Source organism: Flavobacterium amylolyticum (assembly GCF_048284335.1).
Taxonomy (GTDB): Bacteria; Bacteroidota; Bacteroidia; order Flavobacteriales; family Flavobacteriaceae; genus Flavobacterium.
In genome coordinates this window covers 1-14,419 of record NZ_JBLVPG010000004.1, presented here as the reverse complement: position 1 = coordinate 14,419, position 14,419 = coordinate 1, and the positions used below count along the sequence as shown (strand labels likewise).

At 33.8% G+C, this 14,419-nt stretch carries 14 protein-coding genes and 1 tRNA gene; 6 read left to right on the top strand and 9 right to left on the bottom strand.

Annotation, left to right across the window (positions count from 1 at the left end):
- Positions 1–31 precede the first annotated feature (31 nt).
- Together ACNQF9_RS13165 and ACNQF9_RS13160 are read left to right on the top strand one after the other, a co-directional pair.
- A tRNA-His gene (locus ACNQF9_RS13165) sits at positions 32–107 on the top strand.
- 313 nt (positions 108–420) lie between these two features.
- Positions 421–1,617, top strand: coding sequence for a PAS domain-containing sensor histidine kinase (locus tag ACNQF9_RS13160; protein ID WP_417990364.1), 1,197 nt, complete (start codon positions 421–423; stop codon positions 1,615–1,617).
- A 170-nt stretch (positions 1,618–1,787) separates the two neighbouring features.
- Here the strand turns inward: ACNQF9_RS13160 and ACNQF9_RS13155 are convergent, their stop codons facing one another.
- The 5 genes from ACNQF9_RS13155 to ACNQF9_RS13135 all read right to left on the bottom strand — a co-directional run bounded on the left by ACNQF9_RS13155 (position 1,788) and on the right by ACNQF9_RS13135 (position 7,456).
- On the bottom strand, positions 1,788–2,801 hold the full coding sequence (locus tag ACNQF9_RS13155; protein WP_417990363.1) for a M28 family metallopeptidase: 1,014 nt from the start codon (positions 2,799–2,801) through the stop codon (positions 1,788–1,790).
- Between the two features lie 3 nt (positions 2,802–2,804).
- Positions 2,805–3,803, bottom strand: a complete 999-nt coding sequence (locus ACNQF9_RS13150) for a DUF3667 domain-containing protein (protein WP_417990362.1) — start codon at positions 3,801–3,803, stop codon at positions 2,805–2,807.
- 99 nt (positions 3,804–3,902) lie between these two features.
- Positions 3,903–4,673: a dienelactone hydrolase family protein gene (locus ACNQF9_RS13145; protein ID WP_417990361.1), complete on the bottom strand. Its 771-nt coding sequence runs from the start codon at positions 4,671–4,673 to the stop codon at positions 3,903–3,905.
- 110 nt (positions 4,674–4,783) lie between these two features.
- On the bottom strand, positions 4,784–6,985 hold the full coding sequence (locus ACNQF9_RS13140; protein WP_417990360.1) for a penicillin acylase family protein: 2,202 nt from the start codon (positions 6,983–6,985) through the stop codon (positions 4,784–4,786).
- Positions 6,986–7,003: 18 nt separating this feature from the next.
- Complete coding sequence (locus ACNQF9_RS13135) at positions 7,004–7,456, bottom strand: Lrp/AsnC family transcriptional regulator (protein WP_417961261.1); 453 nt, start codon at positions 7,454–7,456, stop codon at positions 7,004–7,006.
- Positions 7,457–7,684: 228 nt separating this feature from the next.
- Here ACNQF9_RS13135 and rocD point away from each other — a divergent pair, with 228 nt between their 5' ends.
- Together rocD and ACNQF9_RS13125 are read left to right on the top strand one after the other, a co-directional pair.
- Positions 7,685–8,968 carry an ornithine--oxo-acid transaminase gene (rocD, locus tag ACNQF9_RS13130; RefSeq protein ID WP_417990359.1) on the top strand — a complete coding sequence of 428 codons (1,284 nt, stop codon included), beginning with the start codon at positions 7,685–7,687 and terminating at the stop codon, positions 8,966–8,968.
- Positions 8,955–9,941 (top strand): arginase, encoded by a 987-nt coding sequence (locus ACNQF9_RS13125; protein WP_417961257.1) that lies wholly within the window; start codon positions 8,955–8,957, stop codon positions 9,939–9,941. The genes rocD and ACNQF9_RS13125 overlap by 14 nt, the downstream gene beginning before the upstream one ends.
- Before the next feature lie 85 nt (positions 9,942–10,026).
- Here the strand turns inward: ACNQF9_RS13125 and arsB are convergent, their stop codons facing one another.
- From arsB to ACNQF9_RS13105, 4 genes are read right to left on the bottom strand one after another with little or no spacing between them, the layout of a single operon-like run.
- Positions 10,027–11,100: an ACR3 family arsenite efflux transporter gene (gene arsB, locus ACNQF9_RS13120; protein WP_417990358.1), complete on the bottom strand. Its 1,074-nt coding sequence runs from the start codon at positions 11,098–11,100 to the stop codon at positions 10,027–10,029.
- Positions 11,101–11,102: 2 nt separating this feature from the next.
- Positions 11,103–11,735, bottom strand: coding sequence for a low molecular weight phosphatase family protein (locus ACNQF9_RS13115; RefSeq protein WP_417990357.1), 633 nt, complete (start codon positions 11,733–11,735; stop codon positions 11,103–11,105).
- Positions 11,736–11,755: 20 nt separating this feature from the next.
- Positions 11,756–12,229 carry a DUF6428 family protein gene (locus ACNQF9_RS13110; protein WP_417961251.1) on the bottom strand — a complete coding sequence of 158 codons (474 nt, stop codon included), beginning with the start codon at positions 12,227–12,229 and terminating at the stop codon, positions 11,756–11,758.
- A gap of 18 nt (positions 12,230–12,247) precedes the next feature.
- Complete coding sequence (locus tag ACNQF9_RS13105; RefSeq protein WP_417961249.1) at positions 12,248–12,580, bottom strand: ArsR/SmtB family transcription factor; 333 nt, start codon at positions 12,578–12,580, stop codon at positions 12,248–12,250.
- Positions 12,581–12,986: 406 nt separating this feature from the next.
- Here ACNQF9_RS13105 and ACNQF9_RS13100 point away from each other — a divergent pair, with 406 nt between their 5' ends.
- Together ACNQF9_RS13100 and ACNQF9_RS13095 are read left to right on the top strand one after the other, a co-directional pair.
- Positions 12,987–13,352 (top strand): hypothetical protein, encoded by a 366-nt coding sequence (locus tag ACNQF9_RS13100; protein WP_417961247.1) that lies wholly within the window; start codon positions 12,987–12,989, stop codon positions 13,350–13,352.
- 39 nt (positions 13,353–13,391) lie between these two features.
- Positions 13,392–13,991: a DNA polymerase ligase N-terminal domain-containing protein gene (locus ACNQF9_RS13095; protein ID WP_417990356.1), complete on the top strand. Its 600-nt coding sequence runs from the start codon at positions 13,392–13,394 to the stop codon at positions 13,989–13,991.
- Positions 13,992–14,419: the final 428 nt, after the last annotated feature.

The window sequence follows — 14,419 nt, the reverse complement described above, 5'->3', positions numbered from 1 at the left end:
TATGTCGTATATTTGCAACCGCTAAGCAAATGGTGGTTGTAGCTCAGTTGGTTAGAGCATCGGTTTGTGGTACCGAGGGTCGCGGGTTCGAGCCCCGTCTCCCACCCAGAAAGCAGAAGCTTCGAAGAAATTCGAGGCTTTTTTTGTGGGATAAAGTTTCAAGATATCGTTGGCACTACTTTATCGGCTTGATTGTTGTAAAAGAGAAACCGGTATTAACGTGCTATTATCAAAGCAGTTGTTTAGGATTTAAGGATTAAACAATTCAAGACAACAACTTTTAGGATATAAATTCCTGCTTAAGGTATAATATTTGTTTTATTGAAATCGTATTTTCTTTTGTGTATCTTTGGGCACATTTTATAGTGAAATCAAACCGAAATAATCTTTCAAAATTTTAAATATTTTTTACATAATTTAATGGAAAACGAGAAAATAAATTCTAAAATTCTTAAACGCAATTACCTTCCAACAGCCGAGTTTTATAGCCAAATAATAGATAGTTTACAAGATTATTCGATTTTCACACTTGATAAAGAATTTATAATTAATAGCTGGAGTTCTGGTTCGTCAAAAATATTTGGATACGAGACGGATGAAATTATAGGACAGCATTTTGATGTTATTTTTACGGAAGATGACATACAAAATGGTATTCCGCAAACAGAAATTCAAGCTGCCTTAATAGAGGGAAGAGCAACTGATAACAGATGGCACGTTTGTAAGGATCAAAGTTTGTTTTACGCCTATGGTTTGGTTTTTCCGCTTATTGGAATTGAGGGCGAGATGTTAGGATATGTTAAAATTTTACGGGATTTGACCGAGAGAAAGAAATCAGAGGATGCTATAAAAAAATATGTAAAAGAACTGGAAGATCTTAATACGCACAAAGAGAATGTTCTTGCAATTGTTTCCCATGATTTAAGAAGTCCATTATCTGGAATTATTGGAACGGCAGAATATCTGAAAACAAATCTAAACAGTTTAGATTCTGATATTGTAAAAGAAATGCTTCATTTGCTTCACAAAACTGCTGTTGATGAGTTAAACATGCTAGACAATTTAGTAGAATGGGCTAGAATAAAGTATGCCTCAGAAGTATTTTCTCCGACAAAAATTGAACTTTTTAATTCTGTGCAAATGGCTTTTGAATCATTGCATGAAACGGCTTCTTTGAATTCCATAAATCTTCATAACAAGATTGAAGCTAATACTATCGTTTTTGCAGATGGAAAAATGTTACTTTCTATTCTTCAAAACATAATTTCTAATGCCATTAAGCATTCTTTACTTGGAGGGAAAATTGAGGTTTCGGCTGAGATTACAGCAGAAAAAGTAATAATTCAGATAAAGGATTCAGGGATAGGAATGTCTAAAGAGGTACAAAGCAAACTTTTTACCCCACAAATGAGTACACTTTCTAAGGCTAGGAAAGACAACAAGGGAGCCGGAATAGGTTTGTTATTAGTAAAAGGATTTCTAGAAAAAAATGACGGTGAAATATGGGTCGAAAGTGTCGAAGGAATAGGATCTACTTTTTATTTTACATTGCCTCTTGAGAAGCCCATGTATAAAATTGATAGTGCTGATAAAATAGAATTTGACAAAAGATTTTAATAAAATTCATAAAAAAAGAGCTTTGAAATTACTTCAAAGCTCTTTTTTTATGGTGCAAAAGGGATGGAATTGTAAACCTTTATTGTGATTTTTTATCACAATAAAGATTGAAACGGATAGCCCAACTGTTTGAAATGTAGTGAAAACTTTGAAGTGCCCAAGTGCTTCATCTATTTTTTATCTACAACAGGTCTTTCTGGACGATTTGCCAGTTCCCAAGCGGTTACAAATGCAAATTGAGCTCTTTTTGTTAGGGCATCGTATTCAATTTTGTCTGGACTGTCGGTTGGTTTATGATAATCAGCATGAACTCCATTGAAAAAGAATACAGACGGAATCCCATGTTTAGCAAAATTATAATGATCTGAGCGTTCATAGAAATGGTTTGGGTCTTTTGGATCATTGTATTTGTAATCTAAATCCAATTTGGTGTATTTAGCGTTTGCTAGGGTACAAATGGTATCTAAATCACTGGATAACCGGTTTGCTCCAATAACATATACATAATTACTGCTGGCTTTATGGGCTTCATCACGGCGGCCTATCATATCAATATTGATGTCAGTAATTGTATTAGCAAGCGGGAATAAGGGGTTTTCAGAGTAGTATCTGGATCCATGCAAACCATGTTCTTCTCCGGTTACATGCAGAAATAAAACCGAGCGTTTTGGACCGTGTCCTGCTTTTTTAGCAATTTGGAATGCTTGTGCAATTTCTAACATAGCAACAGTTCCGGAACCATCATCATCTGCACCATTGTAAATTTCTCCATTTTTAATCCCTACATGATCATAATGCGCAGAAATCACAAGTACTTCATTTGGTTTTTCAGAACCTTCAATGAAAGCCCAAATATTTTCGGAATCGGGTAAGTTTTCGTTTCGTTTGGCATTTAAGAAAGCTGCTGGAATTTTTTGGTAATAATCAGTTGCGCCATTGGGAAATGGTATTTCATTTTTTTTATATTGATTGATGAGGTAAACACCAGCTTTTTTTTGTCCTGCAGATCCAGTTTCCCGGCCTTCCATTTCATCTGAAGCCACTATGTAAAGATGTGTTTTTAATTCTTTAGCGGTAATGGTGTTCATATACTTTGTAGGGTCTGTATTTGAAACACTAAATTTTTGAGTGGTACAGCTTATGGTTGTAACAACCAGTAAACCTAATAGAGGAATTTTTTTCATTTTTTAATGTAAATTAATAAAAGTGTAAATAGCAAAAATTGATAAAATAATTATGATTAAGACAAAGTTGATAAAAAACAGTAGGCTACTTTTTATAAAAGATATAATGCGGGTCTCCCCATAAAATCGATGGTGTGCCGGAAAGAAATAATAAATCATCCATCCTATCCCGATAAAATTAATCACTGCCAACAGGAAAGAACCGATGTTTAAGTTTTCAATTAAGGAAAGTCCTTTGTTAATTAGAAACAACAGTAAAAAAAGCAGTAATAAAAAAGAGAAATAATGCAATGTAAAAATTCCGTGATCAAAATAATACCACCGTTTTTTATTATGGAACAGCCAAAGAAAAAGGGCAAAGAGTGGCATTAGTATAAAAAGAACCTTGGGTAAATTATGTATAAAGGAACTAACGAATTTTTCAATAAGTTCGCTTTGTGTGTTTTTCTCTTTAACAATTTGAATTTTTTTGTTCATCCAATAATTAAAATCGGATAATTTTTCAGATTCTGGAGCATTTTTTTGAATAGAATCTAACTGATCTACAGATTCGTAGCCAAAATTAAACAATTGATTTCCGTCTTCTGGATTTGATTGGTTATTTTTAATTGACTTGTTTTGAAACGACTTATTTTTGGTGGTAATGGCAGCTGTTTTTTTCGTATTTTTTTCTGAAGAATTGATTTCAGTAGGGAAGATGGCAATTAATAGAAACGTGATAAAGCTGATAAAAATATAAAGTCGAACTGGCGCCAAATATGACAATCGTTTTCCGGAAAGGTATTCTTTCGTTAAAGCAGCAGGTTTAAATAAGAGATTTTTTATGGTCCTCCAAAAAGCATTTTCATAATGTGTCAAATCCTCAAAAAAATGGATAAAGAGGTGATGAAACGTTTTTCTGGTATCAGTGTTTTCTTGACCACAATTTGGACAGAATCGATTTTCAACCACATACCTGCAATTAAGACAGGTTTTGTCGTTCCTGATTTTACTTTTTGACATAAAAAAACAGTATAAATTCTAAATTTTGTTGCATTTCAATTTATAAAACTAACAAAAATCTAGAACTTATACTGTTTTTAAAAAATTATATTCAATAAATTATTTCAATACTTCTTTTAAGAAAGAATTCATGCGTTCCCAAGAACGTTTTGCGGCTTTTTCATTGTAAGCGGCTCCTTTAGAGTTATCATTCCCAGCTTCAGGATCTGTGAAAGCATGTACTGAATTTGCATAATAAATCATTTCCCAATCGGCTTTAGTATCTCTCATTTCTTGTTGAAAAGCAGTTACTTCTGCAGGAGGAACATAGGTATCATCTGCACCGTGTAGCACTAAAACTTTTGTCCTGATAGGATTATTCATTCTAGTAGCATCACGCCCTAAGCCTCCATGAAAAGAAACTACTCCTTGAATTTTCATACCTGCCCTAGCTGCTTCAAGTACTCCTGTACCTCCAAAACAATAACCAATTACAACAATATTGTCCGGATTTGCGCCTGCTTTAACTAACTGATCTAAAGCTAATTTTATGCGTCTTTGATAATCACTTACATTATTTTTATAAAAGCCAGCCTGTTTTCCGGCCTCTTGTACACTTGTAGGATAATTTCCCTCCCCATAAATATCAGCGACAAATGCATAATATCCCATATTGGAAAGTTTTTTTGCGGAATCTTTAGCATGAGTATCAATACCTTTCCAAGCGGGAAGTATAAGAATTCCGGGTTTGTTTTTACCTCCATTTTTTGGAGTACTCAACAATCCGTTTAATTTTTGATTATTATCAGTGTATTTCACTGGTTTCAATTGTGCAAATGAACTATAGGATAGTAATAGAAATCCTAAAAGGGAAAAGCAAATGTTTTTCATATCAGTTTATTTAGTTTATACAAATATCTAAAATAATTTATCATAAAACGTGTCCCATAATTTGTTTCTCTTATAATGACATATTTTAATCTTATGATCAAAAAAGAGTATTATTCTCCTGGATGATACGTTCGTTCTGCATTTTTTTGAACGTCTTCTTTGTAAAATAATACATCTTTGAATTCCCCTTTTTGATACCTTTCAGCCTGATCGTAAAAATGTTTTGATTTTGGATCACCGCTATTTCCTCCTGCTAATAATGACTTTGCTTTTATCCTAGGGCCAAATTCTACAGCGCATACAAAACTGTTTCCGTTAAAGCCGTAGCGTTTTTTAGTGTCTTTTTGATAATTGCTCTTAAAAGCCGGTAAACTACCCCAAAGCGCCGGTCCATATCCGATAGGCAAACTTTGTAAGGCATCGTTATAAATCATAGCAATATCTCCAGAAGTTCTCTGGAAACGATTAATTTCTCCCCAAGGAATTTGCCAAGTACCAAATTTAATTTTCAATTCACTTACCACCATTTGTAGCTGAGGAATCAATTGATCTGGAAAAGCATTTTTCGCAAAATTGAGCGTGTTTTCAACTTGGTCCATTTCACCTTCATCAATGTATACTTTTTGAATAATTGGATCTAATTTATAGGCCCATTCTATCGCTAAAGTTGTAGCAACAGAATTTTCTCTAGCATAATAATCCCAATTTTTTAAAAGGGTTATTGGTGCTATTAGCTCTTGATAGAGTGGATCCTCGATACTGATATTTTTTTCGAAACTGGAAAGTAAGGATGGAATTAAAACTTCAAAAGCCGTGAGTTTTGTGTCATAACCGTCCGCAATAATTTTATCCAGGGTATAAGTATTGCCCTTGTTCAATAATCGAACAGCATTTAATCCTCTGAAACTTTCCCCATCTGGTGCCATGTAAGTAGGATAGTTTGCCTCTTTTGGACTATTTTCTCCAGCAACAGTATAAGGTGTAGAATTACAATTTTGTAGCCAGCCGTTGGTAGGGTTATAGGAATGAACCGTTTCTGAAATCTCGTGTAATCCTTTCCATTGCGTGGCTGATGTTGTGCCGTCCATCACTTTAGACCAATTTAGTTTTTTGTCTCGAATAGGAACAAAATTTCCATGCCAGTACGCTATGTTTCCTTCTTTGTCTGCATAAACTGTATTATTTGAGGTGTTGGCTTTTAAATCCATTGCTTTTTTATACTCTTCAAACCCCTTTGATTTTGTTCTCACCCAACTTTGTTCCAGACTTTTCATCGAGCGATTATTCGATTTTAGGCTAATCCATTTCCCATCCCTTTTGGCCATTATTGGTCCGTGATTGGTATAATAGGCATTGAATGTTTTAGGAACAAGTCTCCCATTTTCTAGATACTGTATGGTTATTTTTTTCTCTATAACCGGTATTAATTTGCTATCGTATTCATAAAATAGTCGGTTGTTTTTAGTCACAATTTTCTCAGCATAAATATCAGCTACGTCCACGCTCGAAGAGGTGTGCATCCAGCCACAATTCTCGTTGAATCCCTGATAAATAAAAAATTGTCCCCAGGTTACAGCTCCATATGCATTTAATCCTTCGTCGCTGTTCATTTGAATTTCAGGACGAAAATAAAAAGTGGTGTGGGGGTTGATATACAAAATCGCATTTCCTGAAGCTGTTTTTGAAGGAGCGATTGCAAAGCCATTGGAACCGGTTTGAACGTCTTTTTCTCTTTCTATATAGGAGACTTTATCAGTGTTCCCGGAATAGAAAGCTTTTAATTCTCCGGTCGAAAGTCCCGCAGTGCTTATAGCACCAATACTACCATCTGTCCAGAGTAACGGAAACCATGGTTCAAAATGAGTCAATAAAGCAGGTTTTATTTCAGGATGATTGTAGAGGTAAAAGTTGATTCCGTCCGCATAACTGTTAAGTAGTTTTTTCAACCAGGGAGCTGCATTTTTATAGTCTGTTTTAGCTTCATCGGTATCAATTAAAAGTTTAATTTCTAAATCGTTATATAAAACGGACTGCCCTTTTATTTCTGAAAGACGTCCCAGTTTTTCAATATAATTCATTTCAATACGTTTGAAATCGTCTTCACATTGCGCGTACAGCATTCCAAAAACGGCATCGGCATCCGTTTTGCCATAAACATGAGCAATTCCCCAATTGTCCCTGATAATCGTTACTTGTTGCGAGAGTTTTTTTAATCTTGCTGTTTCTTGATTTGATATTTTTTGTGCAAACATCGAGAAACTATAACAAAAAACTAAAATTGCAAGCGGTAGATGATTTTTGAAATATTTCATTTTTATTCAATAGTTAAATTAGAGACTTACATTTCGTTTAAAGGCGCACCCCAATTCAATTATAGAATCCGTTTTGGCAATACCCGGAATAGTGTCTATTTTTTCATAAAGGACTTTTCGCATGTGTTCATGATTTTTGGCGATGATTTTAATGTAAAGAGTGAACGATCCGGTAATGTAGTAGCACTCTGTTATTTCTGGAATATTTTTTAATTCTTCAATAATCCTGTCGGAATCTTGGTCTTTATTCAACGTAATACCGGTAAATGAACCCCAATCATATCCAATTTTTTTTTCATTAATCACCGGTTTTATTCCAGTAAGTATTCCTTGTTCGGTTAATCTGTTGATGCGTTGGTGCACCATTGTATTTGATATTTTAAGATGGCTTGCTATTGCTGAATAGGCCATTCTTCCATCTTTTTCTAGCTCTTTTATGATCTTGATATCGAATTCGTCTAATAAGTCCATGTTATTTTAATTATAAATGTGGTTTTGTATTGGTATAAAAGTACTTATTTTTTATTTATTTGAAAAACAGCAGTAAATCAAATCGATAATTTAAAATGACTTATTTACAATGTAAATTAAAGAAATATTTTTAAATAATATCTTTAAAAAGTCAAAACGTTTATTTTTTTTGTTAAACTAAAAAAAAATACTAATTTTGTTTTTTAATTATTTTTAAAGTAAAATACCATGACACATTCACAACAAAACCTTTCTTCGAAATCGGAATCGCTTATCGAAAAAGAGAATCAGTACGGAGCCCACAATTACCATCCTTTACCTGTAGTTCTAGAACGAGGGGAAGGCGTTTATGTTTGGGATGTAGATGGAAAAAAATACTATGATTTTTTATCAGCCTATTCGGCGGTAAATCAAGGGCATTGTCACCCAAAGATCGTTGGTGCTATGGTAAAACAAGCGCAAACATTGACATTGACTTCACGTGCATTTCATAACGATCAATTGGGTCCGTATGAAGAATATGTAACCAAGTATTTTGATTTTGATAAAGTATTGCCTATGAATACTGGTGCTGAAGCAGTTGAAACAGCCTTGAAATTATGTAGAAAATGGGCTTATGAAGTCAAAGGAATTGCTGAAAATGAAGCGCAAATCATTGTTTGTGAAAATAATTTTCACGGAAGAACAACAACAATTATTTCATTTTCAAATGATGAAAGCGCTCGTAAAAGTTTTGGGCCTTTCACAGCCGGATTTATTAAAATTCCGTACGATGATGTTGAAGCTTTAGAAAAGGTATTAAAATCGAACAAAAATATTGCAGGATTTTTAGTAGAACCAATTCAAGGAGAAGCGGGTGTTTATGTTCCTGCGAATGGGTATTTAGCTAAAACTAAAGCGCTTTGTGAAGCTCATAATGTTTTATTTATTGCGGATGAAGTGCAAACTGGGATTGCCCGAACAGGAAGATTATTGGCCACTTGTGGAGCGTGTGACTGTAAAAAAGGGTGTGAAAACAAACCAGAAGTTAAACCAGATATTCTTATTTTAGGAAAGGCTATTTCAGGAGGCGTTTATCCAGTTTCGGCTGTTTTGGCAAATGATCACATAATGAATGTCATTAAACCAGGACAACACGGTTCAACTTTTGGAGGAAATCCTATTGCTGCAGCTGTAGCTATTGCTGCTCTAGAAGTTGTAAAAGATGAAAATTTAGCACAAAATGCCGCTCATCTAGGGGAAGTATTAAGAACGGGTCTTAATGAGATTGCTTCAAGAAACCCATTAATTACATTGGTTAGAGGCAAAGGTTTGTTGAATGCTATTGTTATCAATTGTGATGAAGAATCGGATTTAGCTTGGAATATTTGTATGAAATTCAGTGAGTACGGATTATTAGCGAAGCCAACACATGGCAATAAAATTCGTTTAGCTCCGCCACTAGTAATAACGGAATCTCAAATTCAGGAATGTCTGGCTATTATTGAAAGAGCTTTAAATGATTTTAGATAATTTAAGTACAATGGGAAAAGCATTAAAATTAATAAAGAACAGATCCGATATAGGGGCTGGTACTCGAGGATCTGATTTGGGAATCGACGCTATCGAAATTGCTGCAATCAATAAAAACAGTGATTATTTTAATCAATTTGAATTTGAAGATGTAAAAACGCACAATGAATCCATTTATGATAAAAACCGAAGTTCATCTGCTAAAAGGATTGAGCATGTTGTAGAACAATGTACTCGGGTTTGTAATGCGGTAAGGAAAAATATAGAAGGAAATTATTTTCCAATTGTTTTATCAGGAGATCATTCTTCTGCATTAGGAACGTTAAGCGGTATAAAAGCAGCTTTTCCAGAACAAAATATAGGCGTATTTTGGATTGATGCTCATGCTGATTTACATTCTCCTTATACATCACCATCTGGAAACATTCATGGAATGCCTTTGTCAGCTGCGCTTGCCGAAGATAATTTAAATTGTCAAAATAATGAAGTGGCTGCGGAAACGCAACAACATTGGGAAGCAATGAAAAACATAGGTTTTAAAGGCCCTAAAGTTTTGGCTGAAAATTTAGTTTATTTTGGTGTTCGTGATACAGAAGAAGAAGAAGACAGGCAAATTGAAAAGTTGCACATCAAAAATTATAAAGTAGCCGAAGTTAGGTATAGAGGCTTAGAAAAGTGTGTCTCTGAAGCATTGACTAAATTAGCACATTGTGAGGTCTTATATATTTCGTTTGATGTAGATTCTATGGATTGTGATATGATTTCCTACGGCACAGGAACTCCTGTTCCCAAAGGTTTTGATCAATATGAAGTGATTGCGATTATCAATCAAATTATTCAAACCAAAAAAGTGGTTTGTATTGAGTTTGTTGAGATTAATCCGTTATTAGACACTAAAGGAAATAAGATGGCGGAAACCGCATTTGAAGTTTTAGAAGCAATTACTTCGGAACTTATTGTCCCGGTGGAATAGTTTTTAAATAAGTGACCAAACAAATAGTCCCAAAATCTTTTTCTTGATTTTGGGACTATTTGTTAAATAGTAAATTTGGTCTTCGTCATTCTATCGGGGAGGGATAATACTTTTTTCTCAACCAAAAAGCTACATTTACCAATGCAATCAATGCGGGTACTTCTACCAATGGTCCGATTACGCCAGCAAAAGCTTGTCCGCTGTTGATACCGAAAACCCCTATTGCAACTGCAATGGCTAACTCAAAGTTATTACCAGTTGCAGTAAAGGCTATTGCGGTAGATTTTGAATAATCAGCACCAAAATACTTTCCTAAGAAAAAACTGATTATAAACATTAGGGTAAAATAAATGACTAAAGGAATGGCGATGCGAATTACATCCATAGGAATTTGTACAATTAATTCTCCTTTTAGGCTAAACATTAATACGATGGTAAATAATAATGCCACTAAAGTAATAGGCGAAATAAATGGAATGTATTTATTTTGAAACCAGTTTTCCCCTTTAAATTTAATAAGACTGTAACGACTAATGATTCCCAATGCAAAAGGAATTCCTAAATAAATCCCCACGCTTTCTGCAATTTGACCAATACTGATTGTTACCTCAAAACCAGTGTAGCCAAAATAAGGAGGTAAAATCGTTATGAATACATACGCGTAAACGCTATAAAGCAATACTTGAAAAATACTGTTCAAAGCAATTAATCCCGCTGCGTATTCTCTATTACCATCGGCTAAATCATTCCAAACAACTACCATAGCGATACAACGAGCTAGTCCGATTAGGATAACTCCAATCATATATTCTGGATAGCCGTTTAGGAAAAGTAAGGCTAAAGAAAACATCAAGATAGGTCCTACCACCCAGTTTAACAACAAGGAAGCACCTAATACCTTTGTGTTTTGGAAGACTTCACCCATTTTACTGTAATTCACTTTGGCTAATGGCGGATACATCATTAAGATTAATCCAATGGCAAGCGGAATATTAGTGGTTCCACTGGAAAAGGAGTTGATAAAATTACCACTAGAAGGAATTAAATTCCCAATTCCAATGCCTATTGCCATGGCCAGAAATATCCATAGTGTTAAAAATCGATCTAAGAAACTTAATTTTTTTCTCTCGACTACTGGAGCGCAATTAGTTGCTGACATATTTATTTTTTAATTTTGGAAAACACATAAAATAATTCGGTTGCAATCTGTAAACTACGTTCTTCATATTTTTCTGCTTGTTGTGGTGTACCATCAAATACTTTTGGATCTTCAAAAGTGATAGGAATGCGTTTTTCGGCACCAGAAATAAAGGGGCAACCTCCATCTGCCTGCGAACAAGTCATAATCGCTGCAAATTCCCTTTGAGGATTAAAGTCGTCATCAAATGTTTTAGAGAAACCAATGATAGGAAGTTCATTATCCCCATATTTTATACTATAAATAGGATTTTTCCCTTCGGAAATTGTTTTTATTTTGAAACCTGTTTGTGCTAAAGTTTGAACTACTACTGGAAATAAAGCGGTTGTTTCAGTCCCACCTGAATAGCAAAACACATTTTTTATCCCATAATATGCCGCCGCTGTTTGTGCCCAGACTTGTGCCAAATGGCTTCTTCTGGAATTGTGTGTACAAATCAAGTTCAGCCTTACTTCTTTATGACTAGTGGTCTTGGCTTGAATATAATCAATAAGCGGTTGTAAAGTTAGTATGCGTTCATCAGAAATACTTTTAAAATCAAAACGGGTAATTACTTTGTTGATTGCTGGGTATATGATAGTTGGAGTAGTACTCATTTTAAGTGTGGTATTAAAAATTAGCAACATCCTCCGCCTGGAGAGCAGCTATTGTTGTTTTGGTTAGAGATCGCTTCTAATTTTATCTTTTGTTTATCTGAAGGAATGCCACAATCGTCTTGGGCCAAGCAAGCGGTTTGTTTGTTTAAAAGTTTAAAATTTACACCATCGAAACCAATACTATATTTACCTATTGTTTCTTCTTGAAATTCGACTTCAACATCATAATCTTCGATACCCAATATTTTTTCTGAAAGGGTGATTATATCCAAAAGTTTTTGAGGTTTTAACCTGTGATCAAAATCATTGGCATCCCATAATTGAAAATTGGCAAGAATCTCTTTTCTAACTTTTCCACCGCAATCAATAAAGTGTTTTGTGATCAATCCTACTTCAGTTACATGAAAATGTTCTGGAACAAATGTCCCGTTAGGTAAAACAAAAGTAACATTTTCGAGTAGGCTCAATTGTTTTTTTATTTCGGATAGCTTCATTTTTTATAATTTTAAAAATTAACAACATTGATTTTTTTTATTTTCTAAATAGGCACTAATGTGCTGAAAAAAGCCTTTTATTTTTTCAAAACCATCTTCATTGAGGCAATAACAAATAGCATTTCCTTCAAAGTTGCCTTTTATTAGTCCTGCATTTTTGAGCTCTTTCAAGTGTTGAGAAACAGTAGGTTGGGCTAGAGGCAGTTCATTGACAATATCGCCACACACACAACTATTAACTTTAATGAGATGTTGAATAATGGCGATACGTGCTGGATGACCAATGGCTTTAGCCAAAGTTGCCAATTCGTTTTGCTCTTCTGTAAAATGTTGTGACTTAGTAATTCCCATCGCTATATATTTATATTGCAATATTACGATTATAATTATTTAAAACAAACATGTTGAGAGGTTTTTTTTTAAAATAGGACTTATGGAGATTTATTGGAATTCTTTACAGTTAATCTTCTTAGAAAACTATTAATATTCGATAACAAAAACTGTAATGGGTCCTTTATTATTTAACAATTTAAGTAGATCATAATAGTATCTAGCGTTGTTCTACAGGAATACAGTTTCTTGGTACAACATGGTTTCTTGATAGGGTTTGTATTTTTTTTAAATCAAACATATGATTCAATTTTTATTTAACGGGTTTAAAATAAGTTGTTTACTTAAAATAATTAAGTGTATTAGTATTTGCTTCATTTATAAATGATTAACTTAGTGTAATGTAAATCAATTAAATAAATTCAGAATGAATAATAAAAACGATAAGTTGAATTTTGATAAAAGAAAATCAGGAAAGAAAGATAAAAACACGATACCAGATTCTCTTTTGTATCCTCCTAGCGAAGATATTTACAATCAGTTTCATAAAGAAACGGAAATTGATCCAGAGGATATTTCTAAAAATAAGGTGCCAGTTGAAGTGAATAATGGTGCTAAATTGAATCAAAAAGATTTTAAGGATGATGTGTCTGGAGCTGATTTAGACATTCCGGGTTCAGAGTTGGATGATGATAAAGAAATTTCTGGGAATGAAGATGAGGAGAACAATCATTATAGTATTGGGGGAGATGATCACACTAATCTAGAGGAGAATACCGATGGGAAGAGTTGAAGGGTTAAGATAAAGTCTGCGTTTTTTATTAATTGAAATGTGAATCATATTGAAATGTCTTTACAGGAATACGGTCAAAACCGTAATTTTAATGCTACTGCTGAACCAAAAGGTGTAATAAAAAAGGGAAGATCCGAATTGATTTTTGTTGTGCAAAAACATGCTGCATCCCATTTACACTACGATTTTCGTTTGGAAAGTGATGGAGTATTAAAAAGTTGGGTCATACCCAAAGGACCCTCTATGAATCCAAAGGATAAAAGACTTGCGATTATGGTAGAAGATCATCCTTACAATTACAAAGATTTTGAAGGCGTAATACCAGAAGGAAACTATGGCGCTGGAAATGTTATTGTGTGGGATAATGGAACATATTCTTTAGTAGAGGGAGAGGGTGTTGATAATAGAGAGAATAAAATAAAAAAGGATTTAAAAAACGGCCATCTTAGTTTTGTTTTAAAAGGAAACAAGCTAAAAGGAGAATTTACTTTACTGAAATTAAAAACAAAACAGGCCAATACCTGGCTTTTGATAAAATCAAAAGATAGGCATGCTAGTGGTAGGGACATTTTGCTTCAAGATAAATCTGTCATTTCTAATATGACAATAGATAGTCAAAAAAATAAATTAAAGGAGTAATTTCCTTTTTAGTATTTCTCCTTATGTATAAAGCAGCAATTACCAGATGGGTGGTTGCTGCTTTTTTTATAATTGTTTGTACTATTTCTGGGCAGAACACTATTTTGTTTAGCTGTGTTTTTGTGCTGCTATCCCGGCGGGAGTTTGAATGTTTGAGCTTTCTATACTATATCATAGAAGGAATTCAAAAAGGTATGCCTACTCTATATAGTGTAGAATAAGAAAGTGATGTTAATGAGTTATATCCAAAAAGTATTTACGATATTCCAATTTAATGCCTTTCTATTGGTATTATAGTAAGATTATAGGGGTTGTATTGATATAGAATGGCAATAGATATTGAATAATATTTGAATTTCTACAGCTATATTAAATAGATAAGGATGTTTAAATAAGTTGGATTAGTTGATTTGGTTAAGAAATAGGGT

Coding starts and splice junctions, on each gene's coding strand:
- ACNQF9_RS13125 (WP_417961257.1), top strand. CDS start 8,955: ATGATTTTAGATAATTTAAGTACAATGGGAAAAGCATTAAAATTAATA.
- ACNQF9_RS13150 (WP_417990362.1), bottom strand. CDS start 3,803: ATGTCAAAAAGTAAAATCAGGAACGACAAAACCTGTCTTAATTGCAGG.
- rocD (WP_417990359.1), top strand. CDS start 7,685: ATGACACATTCACAACAAAACCTTTCTTCGAAATCGGAATCGCTTATC.
- arsB (WP_417990358.1), bottom strand. CDS start 11,100: ATGTCAGCAACTAATTGCGCTCCAGTAGTCGAGAGAAAAAAATTAAGT.
- ACNQF9_RS13145 (WP_417990361.1), bottom strand. CDS start 4,673: ATGAAAAACATTTGCTTTTCCCTTTTAGGATTTCTATTACTATCCTAT.
- ACNQF9_RS13110 (WP_417961251.1), bottom strand. CDS start 12,229: ATGAAGCTATCCGAAATAAAAAAACAATTGAGCCTACTCGAAAATGTT.
- ACNQF9_RS13135 (WP_417961261.1), bottom strand. CDS start 7,456: ATGGACTTATTAGACGAATTCGATATCAAGATCATAAAAGAGCTAGAA.
- ACNQF9_RS13115 (WP_417990357.1), bottom strand. CDS start 11,735: ATGAGTACTACTCCAACTATCATATACCCAGCAATCAACAAAGTAATT.
- ACNQF9_RS13100 (WP_417961247.1), top strand. CDS start 12,987: ATGAATAATAAAAACGATAAGTTGAATTTTGATAAAAGAAAATCAGGA.
- ACNQF9_RS13105 (WP_417961249.1), bottom strand. CDS start 12,580: ATGGGAATTACTAAGTCACAACATTTTACAGAAGAGCAAAACGAATTG.
- ACNQF9_RS13140 (WP_417990360.1), bottom strand. CDS start 6,985: ATGAAATATTTCAAAAATCATCTACCGCTTGCAATTTTAGTTTTTTGT.
- ACNQF9_RS13155 (WP_417990363.1), bottom strand. CDS start 2,801: ATGAAAAAAATTCCTCTATTAGGTTTACTGGTTGTTACAACCATAAGC.
- ACNQF9_RS13160 (WP_417990364.1), top strand. CDS start 421: ATGGAAAACGAGAAAATAAATTCTAAAATTCTTAAACGCAATTACCTT.